We start from the raw sequence: 14440 nt of genomic DNA on the forward strand, positions 1-14440 counted from the left end.
TTGGAAGGCGCAAAACAGTAATAACCTAGATATTTATATTCTGTTATGGTATAATAAGAGTATAATAATCTAGGAGAAAATGAATGATAAAAGATAAAATGCACAAACATCTAAATCAAGTCTATTACTCTATGTTAGCAAGATGTTATGATGAAAAACATTGGGCTTATAAATGGTATGGGAAACGTGGAATAGGTGTTTCTGATGAATTTAGTGATGTAGCTAAGTTCAGAAGTTGGGCAATGCAAAACGGAGTAGAATTCGGTTTGCAATTAGATAGGATAGATAATGACAAAGACTACTCACCAAGTAATTGTAGGTGGGTTCCTGAACATACAAATAAACGTAATCGTTCTGATAACGTTAAGTATAAGGGATATATCTTGAGAGACTATCTAAAAAAATTATCTGAAGAAAACAACATTTCTTTTTCAACTCTTGTCTACAGATATTATCGTTCCATAAAACGAGATGATATAATCGTTAATGATGAAACAATAGATGATATCTTATTGAATTATAAAAAATACGATTTAAGACAATTTTCAAAAGGTGTGGACATGTCTGGTAAGACAATTGTTCGAGATGAAAAAGGGAGATTTGTGACATATTACTGAAGCTAATCAATTACCACTGCTGGTAGAAATATCAGTAAGGTTTAACGACTAGATAGAGTAAGCTAAGTGAGAAACGATACATAGTATCGTTTTTTTATATGCAGAAATATCCACGAAATCCGACACCCTGATAAGGGTGAAGAGATAGTCTGAACTTACGGGAAACCGTAAGAAGTAGAGGATAAAGAGCCTCTACGGTAACAAAATTGAGCTATGGAATTTAAGCTGATGGGCCTTGAGATGATTACCAAGACCAAGGAAGCGAACTACAAGCGTGGATTGCGTCAACGGATTGCGATTTTTGCTCATTACTTGGGTATGAAGCAGATTGCACTAGAGTCCCATTCAATCGTTCCACAATTCAGCCGTGGTTTACCTAAGAACTTACTGGAAATCTCTCAGATTGTGAATAACTTGGAAGGCAAAGTGACCAATAGGCTGCTTATTTCTCTCTTGCCGTTTGTGGAAGACCCTGACGCTGAACTGGAAGCTTTGGAAGAAGAGAAAAAGAAGAACATGGAAGACATGCCGATGTTCAACCAAGACAACACGAAACCCGAAGATGAGGTAGCAGATGAAGAATCAGGACTATTGGGCGAAGAGGAAAGCCAATCTGATTTACCAGCAGATGGACAAGGCCGAAAAGCAGGCAGACAAGTTCGATAAGATCTATCAAGAAGCTAAGACTTACTTGGATAAGGAAATCAATAAGATTTTTGATAAGTTCCAACGTGATTATGGTTTAAGTCAGGTAGATGCTAGACAAGTCTTGAAGAACATGAAAGACAAGAAGGACCTGAATGAACTTCGCAAGGTGCTTGAAGCAAGACCAAATGACCCGAACATCCAAAGGCTACTGGCTGACTTAGATAGTCCAGCTTATTCTTTCCGTATGAAGCGTCTAGAGCGTTTGAGCGACGATTTAGATCGTATGCGTGAATCTATCTATCATTCAGAAAAGACAGGCTCAGACGCCTTTTACAGCGACCTGATGAAGGATAGTTATTACAAGGCTACATTTGACCTGCAACAGCAGACAGGGTTGGCATATGGCTTTTCTGGTCTGCCTGAGAGCGAGATAAAACATCTACAGTCTTTTAGTTGGGTAGGAGATGGAAGCACCTACTCTACAGACATCTGGAAGAATACAGGAAAGCTTACTTCCAGCATAAAAGACGAACTCCTCATGAGTCTAATGACTGGCCGAGGAACACGAGAAACTGCACAAGCAATTGCCGAGAGGTTCAATGTAGGTCAGAATGATGCAAGGCGTTTGGTTCGAACAGAATCAGCCTTTTTTCACAACCAGATGGAACTGCTCAGCTATGAAGAAGCAGACATAGAAAAGTACATCTTTGTGGCCGTCTTAGACAAGCGTACATCACGCATTTGCCAGGAGCATGACAATCAGGTCTATGATAGGGACAAGGCTGTCCCTGGCGTCAATTGTCCACCTATGCACCCGTGGTGTAGGTCTACTACTGTCGCATACGATGAGGACGCAGACTATAGCAAGCTGAAGCGAAGAGCAAGGAATCCAGAGACAGGTAAGACCGAGCTAGTACCTGCTGATATGACTTATAAAGAGTGGTATAGCAAGTATGTGACGGAACCACGAGAACGAGAGCTAAGTGGTAGGCCGTTTGGAGCGAATCTTGATTATGTACGAAGCAATGAATTTGTTGACAAATTAAAAAATCATCCAAAGACCTCACATCTATCCGAACCTATCGCAAGAGTTTCAAGACAGATGTTGCAACATAGGAATGGAACCCCGTTTGAAGATTATTATTTGCTTAATGCAGATACAGGAAGAGTTGTTGCGTTATCAAATAAAGCCAGAAAAACAAAAGGTGTAGTTTATAACGAACAGGTCAAAAAGGCTTTTAAAGAACAATCTGAACAAAGTCTTATTTCGATTCACAATCATCCATCTGGTTATCCTCCTTCGCTCAGTGACTTTGCTTCCTTACAACAACGGCATAAAAATAATACTGTAAAATATGGTCTGACTATAGGGCATGATGGAAGCGTTTATTGGTATTCAAGACCTAACAAAAGGATTCCACGCAGTGCACAAGAACAATATATCAATAGAATTGATAAATTTAAAAAATTGGGTTATAATGAGAGCATAGCACAAGAAAAAACTCTTGAATTATTATCCGAAGTGTTCGGCTTTGAATTTGGAAGGATTGAATGATATGGCTAAAAAAGATATTTATGATTGGCCGGAAGGCGAAGATGACAACATTGACTTTGATGCCATCCAGAAACAAAATAAGAATAAAACTGTTGAGGACTTGGACCGTGAATGGGAAGAATACCTCAAAACATTAAAACTAGAATCAATTTAAACAAGCACCTAGAACAATCTAAGTGCTTTTTTCGTACTCAGAAAGGAAATTTTAATGAACAAGTATAAAAAATTGATAGAGTTGATTGAAGATAACGGACTTGAAATACAATCGAAGGAATGTTACGACTCACGGAGTGCTTGGACTGGAAAAAATTTGTGGATTGTTGATAAGAAAGAACGAAATAAAATTTTTGATTTATCGGGTAACGGCTATTGTTTTAACGACCAATCGGTCGATAAAGCTATTGAAAAAGTTGAAAAGTATTTGTATCTAAAAAACATGGATACTTTTGATGCTTTCAAAGAATGGGTGGACAAGAATGCTAAGCCTCGAAAATGATGAATAGAAAGGAGCGAGAAATGAAATACCGTAAAAAGCCAGTAGTGGTTGAAGCCGTGCAGTTTTTAGATACAGAAGAAGCTATAGATGAGCTATGTGATTTTGGTTTAGACCCAGTACGGATTGACTACGCTGATTTAAGCAATCCCCTTTTAAAAATCGAAACGCTTGAAGGATTGATGATTGCGACCGAAGGGGATTATATCATTAAAGGTGTGCAAGGTGAGTTTTATCCATGCAAACCTGACATCTTTAAAGAAACATATGAAAAAGTAGAGGAGTAAGATATGTTCATCTGGGATTTAGTATCAATTTTATTGGGTTGGATTATATTTGTTGCGTTAATTTTGTTCGTAATAATTAAATTATTTGAAGTAATTTCAACAGTCATTTCAACTCTAAAAGTCGGAATTGAATACAGAAAGAAACTGAAACAATTGAAAAACAAATAACCTAACCGTATGGAATCCCGTACGGTTTTTATATTGTCCAAACTGTACCGATGACATTAAAAGCTGTACTGTTCCGTCGCCGGACGTAAAGCGAGATTATCGAGTGGCGACGTAATCGCTGGAGGACAATTATGTCAGAAGAAATCAATGCAACTGTATCTACTGAATCAACTGAGACTGTCGACACTCAAGAAAATGTTGATACAGTGCAAGAAGAAAAGCACGAACGAACTTTCACTCGTGCTGAAATCGGTAAGATGCTATCTGCCGAACGCTCTAAATGGGAAGCTGAGCAAGAAGCCAAGGAAAACGAAGCTAAAAAGCTTGCTAAGATGAACGCTGATGAGAAACAGAAATATCAGTTGGATCAGCGTGAGCAAGAACTAGCTGACCGTGAAAAGGCTATTGCTCGCAAGGAATTGACCGCAGAAGCTAAAGCAATGCTAAGTGAACGTGACTTACCTGTTGAGTTAGTGAATGTAGTTGATTTGACAAGCGCAGAGACGGTATCTGAGTCTATTACCTCTATCCAAAAAGCATGGGAAGAGTCAGTTCAGAAGGGAGTTTCTGAGCGTATGAAAGGTAGTGCACCTATCAAGAACGCACAAACAGTTCAGCAAGAAGTCACGGAAAAATGGCGTAAAGACTTCTTGTAATAAAAGAAAAGAGGAAAAATAAATGGCATTTGAAGAATTAAACACAGCAGAATCACGCAAGAAACATCTAGGTATTATTGAGGATGTACTTGCAGTAAATTCATATTCAACACCACTTGTGACATCTAGCGATGCAGTAACATTGCAAGGTCGCTCTTTTACAGTAGCAACTGGTAACACAACAGAGTTGAAAGACTACAAACGTAACAAAGATAACGAATTTGACCACGTTGAAGTTGAAGAAAAGGTTTATACTCTTGATGAAGAAAAATATTGGGGTCGTTTCGTAGACCAATTGGATGAACGTGACTCTAATGGTCAAGTAAATATCAATTACGTTATTGCACGTCAAGCAGCAGAAGTAGTAGCTCCATATCTTGATGAACTACGTTTTGGTGCAGCGCTTGGTAATGTTAGCGACAACGTTACTATGGGCAAAGAAGCAGGAGCGAACAATGCATACAATGCAATTCTTGATGTCTCTGAGAAACTTGATGAGCTTGGAATTACAAAAGAGCGCTTGCTTTTTGTAACACCTAAATTCTACAAAGCGATCAAGTCTGAAATCGTTCGTCTACCACATGGTGACGCAGATAAGAAAGTCCTTGGAAAAGGATATGTTGGTGAATTGGATGATTACACAGTCTACAAAGTACCTTCTAAATTCTTGAAAGGTGTTAATGCCCTTGCTACTGCTCCAGGTGTTGTCACATCTCCAGTGCAAGTAGACAATACTAAGTACAACGATAACATTCCAGGTCGATTTGGTGAATTGGTAGAGCAATTGCTTTATACTGGTGCATTTGTTCTTGAACACTTCAAGAAATATATCATTACTATCGCAGAATCTAAGCCTGTTGCTAAACCATCTACTCAAGGTAAAGTTGTAAACCGTGCTAAAGCGTGGAAGACTGGAACAGCCTATAAAGAAGGTGATACAGTAACGCATGAAGATAAAGTCTATGTTGCTATCAAAGACATCACTAGCTCAACCAATGCACCAGGCTCTGACTCAGCTAACTGGAAAGAAAAAACTGGTAAGAAATAGGTCTTAGTTATGAAATTTAAAGTCAAACAAGATTTCTATGATTGGGAATCAAATGTGAAACGACTGGCAGGGGAGGAACTTGAGATTACTGAGGATCGCTATGCTGAGCTGGCAAACAATTTTGCCAGCAACGGTGTCGCTATCTCAGATATTCTTGAGGAAATTCTCCCTGAATCTGAGTTCTTAGAAGAGGATTGATATGTCTATAGAGTTGCTGAAGAAATTAACAGGCGAAGAAGATACTCAGCTTCTCATGTTGCTCCAAACGAGGGCTACGAATCTTATCTTGTCAGAGACGAATCGCACATCTTTGACACCAGCTTTAAGTCTCTTAATACCTGAGGTTGCTATCGAGCTCCACAATCGATCAGGAGCGGAAGGAGAGCATTCCAGAACCGAGGGTGGTATAGCAGTAGTCTACGGAGAAAACGGCCTGTCTACGGGTCTTCTACAGCGAATACGCATGCACAGATTAGCAAGGGTGGCAGGCCATGTTTTTGAAGCAGAGTAGACTGAAACCTTATCCAATGCGACGGTTTGAAAAGACTATCACAGAGGAAGGTGTCGCAAAAGAAGGGTATGCCAAGGAAGCTGAGACAGTCCGCCTTGAATTGTGGCCAGCTAGTAGTAAACTACAATCTGAATTGTATGGTGAGCGTGTCAACGACATTTTGAACGCAAATGCCAACAAGTCAGCTACTATCAAAGTAAAGGATGGTGTGTGTATCGATAGCCCAACAGAAGTAACTCATAGGGTTATTTCTAAAAAAGTCTACACACATCATCAAGTTTTGGAGTTAGAGCGTGTCAGAGCTACTAGGGGCAGATAGGCTTATAGCTAAATGTAGACGATTGGCTAGCAAAAAAACTGGCGAGGATATCGTCTTACGTGCGGTACACAATGCTGCTAAAAAAGTTGTCCAAGCTGATGCAAGAAGACTCGTACCAGTTAGAAATGGAGAACTTAGAACTAGTATCAAAACTAGAGCAAAAATGGACGGAGATAAGGCTATAGGCGAGGTTTACACAAATCTACACTATGCTCCTTACGTTGAGTTTGGAACAGGACCCAAGGGTCAGGCTAGCCATTCTGGTATTTCTCCGGAGGTCAGCGTGTCTTATCGGTCTAGCCCGTGGTATGTGCATGAAGACCAAATCAATGTAGGACCGTACCATTTTCAAAAGATTGGGGAGTTTTACAAGATGTATGGTCAACCTGCCCAGCCTTATCTTTATCCAGCTTTGAGAGACAATCAAGAGCGTGTGTCTAAGAATATTTCGAATTATGTGCGTAGAAAGATAAGAGAACAAATATAATGATCAATATCAAGCCTGTTATTTATAAAGAATTGCAAAAGGTTGCAGATAATGTGACTGATACTTATCCTAGCGATTGGGAGACTTTCCCAGTCGTTATTTTTTTAGAAGAACAAAACAAGCCGGGTGATTGGTTTGACGACAAGGAACAAAAATCTTCTATCCGCTATAAGGTGGATATTTTTGACGATACCAGCACTAGTGAGTTAGCTGTTAAAATCAATCAGATTTTTGAGTCTTTAGGTTTGCGAAGAACCGACTGCCAAGACGTGCCAGACCCGTCTCATTTGAGACATAAGGTCATGCGTTTTGAAGGTGTCGTTGACTTACACTCAGAGCTTGTTTTTCAATTTAGAATGGAGAATTAAACATGTTAGCAAATGGAATTACGTTAGCTTATAGCAAAACAAAAGGTAGCTATATTAAGCTTGTTGGATTGAAAGAAGTACCAGAATTTGGTATTGAACCTGAAAAAGTAGAGAATACTACTCTTGAAGATAAAGTTAAGAAGTATGAGTTCGGTATCGGTGATGCAGGGGAATTGGAATACAAATTCTCTTACAAGAACGACGGAGAAACTGCACCTTATCGTGTATTGCGTAAAGCGGCAGACAATAAGGAAAAACTCTTCTTTGAACAGACTTACCCAGACGGGACTAAAGTTCATTTTGAAGGTCAAGTATCTGTTAAGCTTGGCGGTGGCGGTGTCAATGCCGTTATCGAGTTTACCCTTAAAATTGCTTTACAGTCAGAGTTGGAATTTACAGACGGTCTTGGAGGTTAATTAAATGGCGTTACCTTACTCAATTTGGAAGATTAGCGATGAGAAAGAGTTGAAACTACGACTTTCATCTCATCAAGCAGCAAAAGTTGAAGAAAAAATCGGTATGAACTTACTGAAAATCTTCATGCCTGAAGCTGGCGAAGAGTTTCCTTTGCCTCCTTTGAAAGTTGTGTTGCTCTTGATTCATGGGGCTTTGCAAAAGTATGAGAATGGGTATTCTCTTGAGGATGTCTATGATCTATACGATGAATATGTAGACAACGGTGGAGACCAAACAACCTTCATGACAGAGGTGTTGATGCCACTCTTTGAAGTATCGGGTTTTACTCCACGAGGAAGCAAGGACAAGAAAGCTTCCAAGAAGAAAATGACAGTAGTCGAGTAATCTTAACGGTAACGCAGATTATTGAGAGGCTTTATCCTATGTTTTTGGACATCGGGGGTAAGCCTCTTGATTTTTGGGATTTGACGGTGCTTGAAATCAGAGAAATGATCGAAAGTTACAACCGTGTCAAAATCCAAGAGCGTAAAGAAAAGATTATTGACTCATACAGACTTTCGCAGATGATTTCCAATCACGTTTCTTTATTGTTATCCAAGGATGCCAAAGTTTTTGAGTTCTGGGAATATGCGCCTGAGTTGTTTATAGAGGAACAACAAGCGGTAGAGCGAGAACGACAAAGACAAGCGCTTTTGTTGCATAAGGAACGGATGCGTGATTTTGCAGAAAGACATAATCGAAAAAGGAAGGGGGAAGTAAATGGCAACTCTTGACGAATTGAAAGTCATGATTGACGCTGAGATAGCGCCTTTCAGGAAGAAGATGAAAGAAGTCGAGAATCAGGTCAAAGGAACATCTGACCAAGTGAAAAATGCCACTGCCAAAGTTCGTGAACAGTCGAACTCTATCGGTAGTGCATTTGGCAAGCTAGCTAAGTTTGCTGGTTTTGCAATCCTTGCTAAGAAATTGCTTGATGTTGGGATGTATTCAACGCAGACAGCTCTTGAAGTATCAGCGTCTATGAACCAAATCAAGCGCCAGATGGGCGAGAGTTCGCAATCTTTCTTAAAATGGGTTAACGATAACGCCAATGCTATGAATATGGGGGTGGGTGAGGCGACCAACTACGGTGCAGTCTACTCAAACCTATTCTCGGGATTTATCAAAGATACGGATAAGCTAAGCGCCTATACTGCTAAGATGTTGCAGACATCGGCAGTTGTTGCTGAAGGTTCAGGGCGTAGCATTACAGACGTTATGGAGCGGATTCGCTCAGGTTTGCTAGGGAACACGGAAGCAATTGAGGACCTAGGAATCAACGTCAATGTGGCTATGATTGAGTCCACTGAAGCCTTTAAGAAGTTCGCAAACGGACAGAGCTGGCAACAGTTGGACTACCAAACCCAGCAACAAATCCGCCTTATGGCTATTCTGGAACAGGCTACAGCCAAGTATGGGAATACCTTGTCTAATTCTGTAAATGGTCGTATAAGCCTGTTTAAGTCGCTGATGAAGGACGCAGCATTGAACCTTGGTAACTCTATGTTACCGATTATCAATGCGATTATGCCTGTCTTGAACTCTTTTGCTATGGTTTTGAAGAACGTTACGGCAAAACTTGCGGAGTTTATCGCTTTAATGTTCAACAAGAAAGCAACAGTGAAAGATGGTGTCGGTGGTGCAGTTGGAGACATGGGTAACGCCATGAAAGACGCTGCCGGCGGAGCAGGAGACCTTGCTGACGCGGTAGACGACGCTGGAGATTCAGCAGGAGGACTTGCTGATAACCTTGGAGACTCAGCCAAAAACGCCAAGAAGGCTGCTAAAGAATTGCTTGGTCTAATGGGATTTGATGAGATTAATATCTTACAAAAACCAAAAGATGACGATGCAGGCGGTTCTGGAGGTGGTGGCGGAGGCAAAGGTGGTAAAGGAAAGGGAGGCGGTGGCGGACCTTTCAAAGACATCTTGCCAGAAGTCGAGTTGACCGACATGGACAACCAGTTCAAGAGTATTTTCGATGGTCTTGGAGATAAGCTAAAAGGGTTGTTTGACCTCTTTAAAAAAGGTTTTGATGCAGCCTTTAGACCAGAAGGTATTGAACGCATTAAGACCGCCTTAGACCAAATAGCTAAGACACTAGGAGAAATCGCCACTGACCCAAGGGTTGTGAATGCCTTTAACCGAATGGCTGATAAAATCGCTTATGCTTTAGGGCAAGTGACAGGCTCAATAGCCACTATCGGTTTGGGTATTGATGTTTTACTTGCTGAAAGTATTGCAAACGGTCTTGGAAGGCAAAAGGAACGCATTATCAGGGCGCTAGTTGCTTTGTTTGATAATATTGGTAACATTGCAGAGGCAGTAGGAAACATCGCTCAGGCCTTTTCTAGTGCTTTCTACGATGTTATTACCTCAACTGGTGCGGTTCGTATCGGTAGCGCTATTGTGTCAACATTTTTGAGTTTGAGTTCAAAAGCTGTTGAGATTGGAAGCAAACTTGGTGGTGATTTATTCAAGGGCTTAGAACGCATTGTGACAGATAACGCTCCGAAATTATCAAGTTCTTTACAGGGAGCTTTAGATGCAATTGCTCCAGTATTCGAAACAATAGAGAAAGCAGTAAACCGTTTCGGAGATGCATTTAGTCGTGTGTATGATGAGCATGTTAGCCTATTTATAACAACTCTTTCTAGCGGTATTTCTCAGATTGTATCAGTCTTTCTAGATAGTTTTGACAACAATGTTACTCCAGCACTTCAAAGATTCTCAGATGGATTTGAAGATGTCTATAACAATCATATCGGTCCAGCAATTGATTCTTTAAGCCAAGCTTTTGGAGGACTGGTTGATGTTCTCAAACAAGTCTGGGAAGATAATATGCAACCTTTTGCTGAGTTTTTAGCTGATACATTCGGTATCAGCATTGGTGAAGTTGCCGATGTGCTAGGCGGAGCTATTTTAGAGGCTTTAAAAATTCTAGCTGATACAGTAAAAGTCGTTAGCGATGCTTTCGTTGCTTTTTCTGATTGGTGCAAGGATAACCGAGAGATAGTTTCAGCCATGGCCACTGCAATCGGTCTGGTATCGACAGCTTGGGAAGGTATTAAATTCATGTCTTGGGCTGAGCAGGCTGGTGGTCTTGCAGCAGGAATTGGTAAATTAAGTGGAGCTTTCACTGATTTAGTTAGTGCGGTAAAAGGCTTAACAGTTGATAAGATAAAAGATTTTGCAGAAAGCGTGTATTTGAACACCTTATATGCCAAAGATTTTGTAGTCAATTCTGGTAAATTGATTGCCGAGTTAGGAAAAACCGCTTTAGAACTTGGTAAATCCGCAGTAGCATGGACTGTTCATGCAGCACAAATGGGACTTGCAGCAGCAGCGGAAATCGCTCAATCAGTTGCAGCAGGAGTTGCAGCAGCCGCAACATGGGCGCTCAATGGAGCCATTGCAGTCTTGACCAGTCCGATAACCTTAGTTATTGCTGCTATTGCAGCTTTGATTGCTATCGGTGTCTTGCTCTACCAAAACTGGGACACTGTTGTTGAGTTTGCTAAAACTGCATGGCAAGGACTATGTGATTTTATCAGTGGTATTTGTCAATCGATTGGCGAATTTTTTAGCGGTCTATGGACGAAGCTACAAGAAATCTTTGAGCCGATAGGTCAATGGTTTGGCGAGAAGTTCCAGCAAGCATGGGACGCTATTGTAAACATATTCTCTGGTATCGGAGAGTGGTTCTCTGGTGTATTCCAAGGTGCATGGGATGCTATCGTTAATATCTTCAGTAATCTAGGCTCATGGTTTGGTGATAGATGGGCGGATGTGACGAATGCGTTAGCAGAGATTGGCTCATGGCTGGGAGAAAAATTTCAAGAGGGCTGGGACGCTATTGGAAATATATTTGGCAACTTAGGCTCTTGGTTTGGAGAAAAATGGACTGACGTTACCAATGCCCTTTCAGATGCAAATACTTGGTTAGGTGATAAATTCCAATCTGGTAGAGATAAAGTGAATTCAGCTTTTGAAAAAGTTGGCTCATGGTTCGGTGATAGATGGAATGATATCAAAGACGGAGTGCAAGAAGCTGATACATGGTTCGGAGAGAAATTTGAGAGCGCAAAAGAAAAAGCTCAGAATCCTTTCCAATCAATCGGTTCATGGTTTGGTGATAGATGGAAAGACATGCAAGATGCCTTGAAAGAAATCCCTAACTGGTTTAAGAATCTGTTTAATGATGCAATGGATAATGCCAAAAACATCGTTAAAAGTGGTATCGATAAACTAAAAAGCTTCTTTAACTTTGATTGGAGTTTGCCAAAAATCAAACTCCCTCACTTTAATATATCTGGTAGCTTTAGCTTGATGCCTCCTAGAATTCCATCATTCTCTGTAGATTGGTATGCACGAGGTGGTGTATTCAACTCACCTAGCATTATCGGGGTCGGAGAAGCTGGTCAAGAAGCAGTAATGCCTCTTGAACGGAATACAGGTTGGATTTCTATCTTGGCTCAAAAACTGGCCGAAAGAATGCCTGTTAATAATGCACCTACAGGCTATTCATTACCGGCTGGCGACATCGTTATCCAAATCGCAGGTCACGAGTTCGGACGGATAGCCATCCAAGAAATCAACAAGGAACATGAACGAGCAGGTCAAACCTTGCTCAAGATTTAGGAGGTTAAATGGCACAATTGATAATCAATGGGGTGGCTGTGAAGCCTCCCAAATCTTTCCAGGTCGGTATTCAAGATATCGATGGAGAAACAGGGCGTAATGCCAATGGTGACATGGTGCGTGACCGTATCACGACCAAACGCAAATTAGACTGTGAATGGGGCATGCTGACTCAGGAAGAAATGAGTCAGCTTTTAAATGCCGTTTCATCTAAATTTTTTGAGGTATCTTACCCAGACCCAATGGACGGCCAAGTCACAAAGACTTTCTATGTCGGTGATAGGACAGCGCCAAGCTATACCTTTACCGAAAAGTTCAAGCCTTGGTCTGGTGCTAAATTTAATCTGGTAGAGAGGTAAGAAAATGGACGCTTTAACTAGACGACAATTTGACAGAGCTATGTTTGCTAAGGAAAGGACGCTGGCTATTCGTGTTGGTGATTATACTTCACGGGATATCAAAGAGGCTAGTTTTGAGTATGGCTATATCAAGGGCGATACTTATAAGCCCGGTGGAACGTGTGCTGGTAGCGGTAAGGTTACCTTTACCAGCATCATTACCACGTTCAATAAACTGGATATCCTACACCCTGAGATTGGTCTACTGGTTGGAAATACCTACCAGTGGGTCAAGATGGGGGAATACTTCATCAATGATATTGAGATTGACCGAAACAGAAACACAACCACGCTTGAACTTATGGACGGTATGTTTAAGCTTAATCGTGAGTATGTGACTGACTTGCATTTTCCAGCTGAGGTACGAGAGGTTATTCAGGAAATCTGCCTGAAAACAGGCATTGAGTTAGCCAATGACTATTTCGGAATCAGTGCTATGCGTTACCATGTCGAGCAAGTTCCTGAAGGCAAGAAACTTTCCTTTAGGGATATGCTGAGTGCTATGACTCAGATGATTGGGATGTCTTGCTTCTTCAACCGAGAAGGCAAGATGGAAATCCGTGATTTAACTGAGTCAAATATCACGATCAACGCAGATAGTTACTTTCTGCATGGCTTGACCAAGAGTGAGATTGAGTATCAGATAGCTGGTATCACTTGTAAGACGGATAAGAGGCCTCTTACAGTTGGTATGAAGACAGGTCGGTCTTTGGAACTGGACAATGTCTTCATGACCCAGAGTGCTTTAAATGACCTGTATTACAAACTGAAAAACCTGACTTACTATCCTTACAATCTCAACTACCAAGGGCATTTACTGCTTGAGGTTGGGCAGTGGGTAACCATTCAGACCAACAAGGAAGAGACTTTTAAAGTTCCTGTGTTAAGTCAGAGCTTTACTTTTAAAGGTGGTCTGAGAGGTCGTATCAGTGCAGACAGTAAGGCTGGGAATGATACCCAGTATTCTTACGAGGGTACGATTACCAAGCAGATTAAGCAACAAGATGGCATTGAAGCGAAAATCCAAGCGCAGATTGAAGCGGCAGATAAAGATTTTGACCAAAAGGTCGACAAAATCAAAAAAGACTTTAACGATCAAGTAGAACTTGCCAAGGCCAAGGCGGAAGAAGTCAAGCAAGAACTGTCTGATACTATCAATCAGCGCTTCGACAGCTTTGACAATGGTCCATTGAAAGAAGCCAAGCGTAAGGTTGAAGAAGCATTGAAAAATGCTGGCGCAAGTAGTTCTCTTGCTCAGGAAGCTAAGCAGATTGGGTTGGATTCAATTGCCAAACTCGAAGCCTTTAAGTCACAGACTACGAGCGCTCAGACGGCTCTGTTAGGTGACTTGGATGCTCTGAAACGGACTATCGCGAACGATATTCGACCGAAACAGGCGCAGGCTGAAGCTGAGATTGCCAAGCAAGTTGAAGCACTGATCCAGACAAAAAATGAACTGTCTGGTATAAAGTCAGCGCAAGCGACGTATGAAGAAACGACGACTCGCAGACTGTCAGAGCTGACCAACTTGGCCAATGGTAAAGCCAGCAAGTCAGAGCTCACGCAGACAGCCGAGGAGTTGGCCAGTAAGATAGCGAGTGTGAGGGTCGGAGGTCGGAATTATATCAGAAATGGTCAATTTAAGAACGGTTCGAAAAATTGGCTTGAATATCAATCTGTTGATTTTGGTTTGAATTTCAACTATCAACACTCTCAAAATCCTAATAATCGAAATCGTCCAGGAGTTCATTTCTTCCACGACTCGCAGAATATCGCTAATTTCTTTGG

The 14440-nt window shown here is 41.2% G+C and carries 18 protein-coding genes and 1 pseudogene; all 19 read left to right on the forward strand.

Features of this window, described 5'->3' with window-relative positions:
* Positions 1-83: 83 nt before the first annotated feature.
* Positions 84-617: a hypothetical protein gene (locus ADH54_RS08915; RefSeq protein WP_000588570.1), complete on the forward strand. Its 534-nt coding sequence runs from the start codon at positions 84-86 to the stop codon at positions 615-617.
* Between the two features lie 210 nt (positions 618-827).
* Positions 828-1283 (forward strand): annotated as a pseudogene (locus tag ADH54_RS08920) (phage portal protein); the annotation flags it as partial.
* Complete coding sequence (locus tag ADH54_RS12515) at positions 1192-2820, forward strand: minor capsid protein (RefSeq protein ID WP_239682665.1); 1629 nt, start codon at positions 1192-1194, stop codon at positions 2818-2820. The pseudogene ADH54_RS08920 and the gene ADH54_RS12515, both read left to right, overlap by 92 nt.
* A 1-nt stretch (position 2821) precedes the next feature.
* Positions 2822-2974: a hypothetical protein gene (locus ADH54_RS12235; protein ID WP_193389698.1), complete on the forward strand. Its 153-nt coding sequence runs from the start codon at positions 2822-2824 to the stop codon at positions 2972-2974.
* Positions 2975-3028: 54 nt separating this feature from the next.
* On the forward strand, positions 3029-3316 hold the full coding sequence (locus ADH54_RS08930; protein ID WP_049524836.1) for a hypothetical protein: 288 nt from the start codon (positions 3029-3031) through the stop codon (positions 3314-3316).
* A 20-nt stretch (positions 3317-3336) separates the two neighbouring features.
* On the forward strand, positions 3337-3600 hold the full coding sequence (locus tag ADH54_RS08935; protein WP_049524837.1) for a hypothetical protein: 264 nt from the start codon (positions 3337-3339) through the stop codon (positions 3598-3600).
* A 299-nt stretch (positions 3601-3899) separates the two neighbouring features.
* The gene (locus ADH54_RS08940; protein WP_001288020.1) at positions 3900-4424 is read left to right on the forward strand and encodes a DUF4355 domain-containing protein; all 525 of its coding nucleotides are present in this window, start codon (positions 3900-3902) and stop codon (positions 4422-4424) included.
* Between the two features lie 22 nt (positions 4425-4446).
* Positions 4447-5472, forward strand: coding sequence for a carbohydrate-binding protein (locus ADH54_RS08945; RefSeq protein ID WP_049524838.1), 1026 nt, complete (start codon positions 4447-4449; stop codon positions 5470-5472).
* Between the two features lie 9 nt (positions 5473-5481).
* The gene (locus tag ADH54_RS08950) at positions 5482-5670 is read left to right on the forward strand and encodes a hypothetical protein (RefSeq protein WP_049524839.1); all 189 of its coding nucleotides are present in this window, start codon (positions 5482-5484) and stop codon (positions 5668-5670) included.
* 1 nt (position 5671) lies between these two features.
* Positions 5672-5983, forward strand: a complete 312-nt coding sequence (locus ADH54_RS08955; protein ID WP_000021220.1) for a phage head-tail connector protein — start codon at positions 5672-5674, stop codon at positions 5981-5983.
* On the forward strand, positions 5964-6302 hold the full coding sequence (locus ADH54_RS08960; RefSeq protein WP_049524840.1) for a hypothetical protein: 339 nt from the start codon (positions 5964-5966) through the stop codon (positions 6300-6302). Before ADH54_RS08955 ends, ADH54_RS08960 begins: the two co-directional genes overlap by 20 nt.
* A complete protein-coding gene (locus tag ADH54_RS08965) occupies positions 6277-6789 on the forward strand; it encodes an HK97-gp10 family putative phage morphogenesis protein (RefSeq protein ID WP_049524841.1) in 513 nt (170 codons plus the stop codon). The genes ADH54_RS08960 and ADH54_RS08965 overlap by 26 nt, the downstream gene beginning before the upstream one ends.
* A complete protein-coding gene (locus ADH54_RS08970; RefSeq protein WP_049524842.1) occupies positions 6789-7157 on the forward strand; it encodes a hypothetical protein in 369 nt (122 codons plus the stop codon). The genes ADH54_RS08965 and ADH54_RS08970 overlap by 1 nt, the downstream gene beginning before the upstream one ends.
* Before the next feature lie 2 nt (positions 7158-7159).
* Positions 7160-7573 (forward strand): phage tail tube protein, encoded by a 414-nt coding sequence (locus ADH54_RS08975; RefSeq protein WP_049524843.1) that lies wholly within the window; start codon positions 7160-7162, stop codon positions 7571-7573.
* A 4-nt stretch (positions 7574-7577) separates the two neighbouring features.
* Complete coding sequence (locus ADH54_RS08980; RefSeq protein ID WP_049524844.1) at positions 7578-7958, forward strand: DUF6096 family protein; 381 nt, start codon at positions 7578-7580, stop codon at positions 7956-7958.
* A 38-nt stretch (positions 7959-7996) separates the two neighbouring features.
* On the forward strand, positions 7997-8347 hold the full coding sequence (locus ADH54_RS08985; RefSeq protein WP_049524845.1) for a hypothetical protein: 351 nt from the start codon (positions 7997-7999) through the stop codon (positions 8345-8347).
* Positions 8334-12254 carry a phage tail protein gene (locus ADH54_RS08990; RefSeq protein ID WP_049524846.1) on the forward strand — a complete coding sequence of 1307 codons (3921 nt, stop codon included), beginning with the start codon at positions 8334-8336 and terminating at the stop codon, positions 12252-12254. The genes ADH54_RS08985 and ADH54_RS08990 overlap by 14 nt, the downstream gene beginning before the upstream one ends.
* Positions 12255-12262: 8 nt before the next feature.
* Positions 12263-12613, forward strand: coding sequence for a DUF6711 family protein (locus ADH54_RS08995; protein ID WP_049524847.1), 351 nt, complete (start codon positions 12263-12265; stop codon positions 12611-12613).
* Positions 12614-12617: 4 nt separating this feature from the next.
* On the forward strand, positions 12618-14440 hold a 1823-nt coding region (locus tag ADH54_RS09000), incomplete at its 3' end, for a coiled-coil domain-containing protein (RefSeq protein ID WP_049524848.1).

The sequence above is a fragment of the Streptococcus pseudopneumoniae genome, assembly GCF_001072315.1.
Lineage (GTDB): Bacteria > Bacillota > Bacilli > Lactobacillales > Streptococcaceae > Streptococcus > Streptococcus pseudopneumoniae_R.

Coding starts and splice junctions, on each gene's coding strand:
- ADH54_RS08915 (WP_000588570.1), top strand. CDS start 84: ATGATAAAAGATAAAATGCACAAACATCTAAATCAAGTCTATTACTCT.
- ADH54_RS12515 (WP_239682665.1), top strand. CDS start 1,192: ATGAAGAATCAGGACTATTGGGCGAAGAGGAAAGCCAATCTGATTTAC.
- ADH54_RS12235 (WP_193389698.1), top strand. CDS start 2,822: ATGGCTAAAAAAGATATTTATGATTGGCCGGAAGGCGAAGATGACAAC.
- ADH54_RS08930 (WP_049524836.1), top strand. CDS start 3,029: ATGAACAAGTATAAAAAATTGATAGAGTTGATTGAAGATAACGGACTT.
- ADH54_RS08935 (WP_049524837.1), top strand. CDS start 3,337: ATGAAATACCGTAAAAAGCCAGTAGTGGTTGAAGCCGTGCAGTTTTTA.
- ADH54_RS08940 (WP_001288020.1), top strand. CDS start 3,900: ATGTCAGAAGAAATCAATGCAACTGTATCTACTGAATCAACTGAGACT.
- ADH54_RS08945 (WP_049524838.1), top strand. CDS start 4,447: ATGGCATTTGAAGAATTAAACACAGCAGAATCACGCAAGAAACATCTA.
- ADH54_RS08950 (WP_049524839.1), top strand. CDS start 5,482: ATGAAATTTAAAGTCAAACAAGATTTCTATGATTGGGAATCAAATGTG.
- ADH54_RS08955 (WP_000021220.1), top strand. CDS start 5,672: ATGTCTATAGAGTTGCTGAAGAAATTAACAGGCGAAGAAGATACTCAG.
- ADH54_RS08960 (WP_049524840.1), top strand. CDS start 5,964: ATGTTTTTGAAGCAGAGTAGACTGAAACCTTATCCAATGCGACGGTTT.
- ADH54_RS08970 (WP_049524842.1), top strand. CDS start 6,789: ATGATCAATATCAAGCCTGTTATTTATAAAGAATTGCAAAAGGTTGCA.
- ADH54_RS08975 (WP_049524843.1), top strand. CDS start 7,160: ATGTTAGCAAATGGAATTACGTTAGCTTATAGCAAAACAAAAGGTAGC.
- ADH54_RS08980 (WP_049524844.1), top strand. CDS start 7,578: ATGGCGTTACCTTACTCAATTTGGAAGATTAGCGATGAGAAAGAGTTG.
- ADH54_RS08985 (WP_049524845.1), top strand. CDS start 7,997: ATGTTTTTGGACATCGGGGGTAAGCCTCTTGATTTTTGGGATTTGACG.
- ADH54_RS08990 (WP_049524846.1), top strand. CDS start 8,334: ATGGCAACTCTTGACGAATTGAAAGTCATGATTGACGCTGAGATAGCG.
- ADH54_RS08995 (WP_049524847.1), top strand. CDS start 12,263: ATGGCACAATTGATAATCAATGGGGTGGCTGTGAAGCCTCCCAAATCT.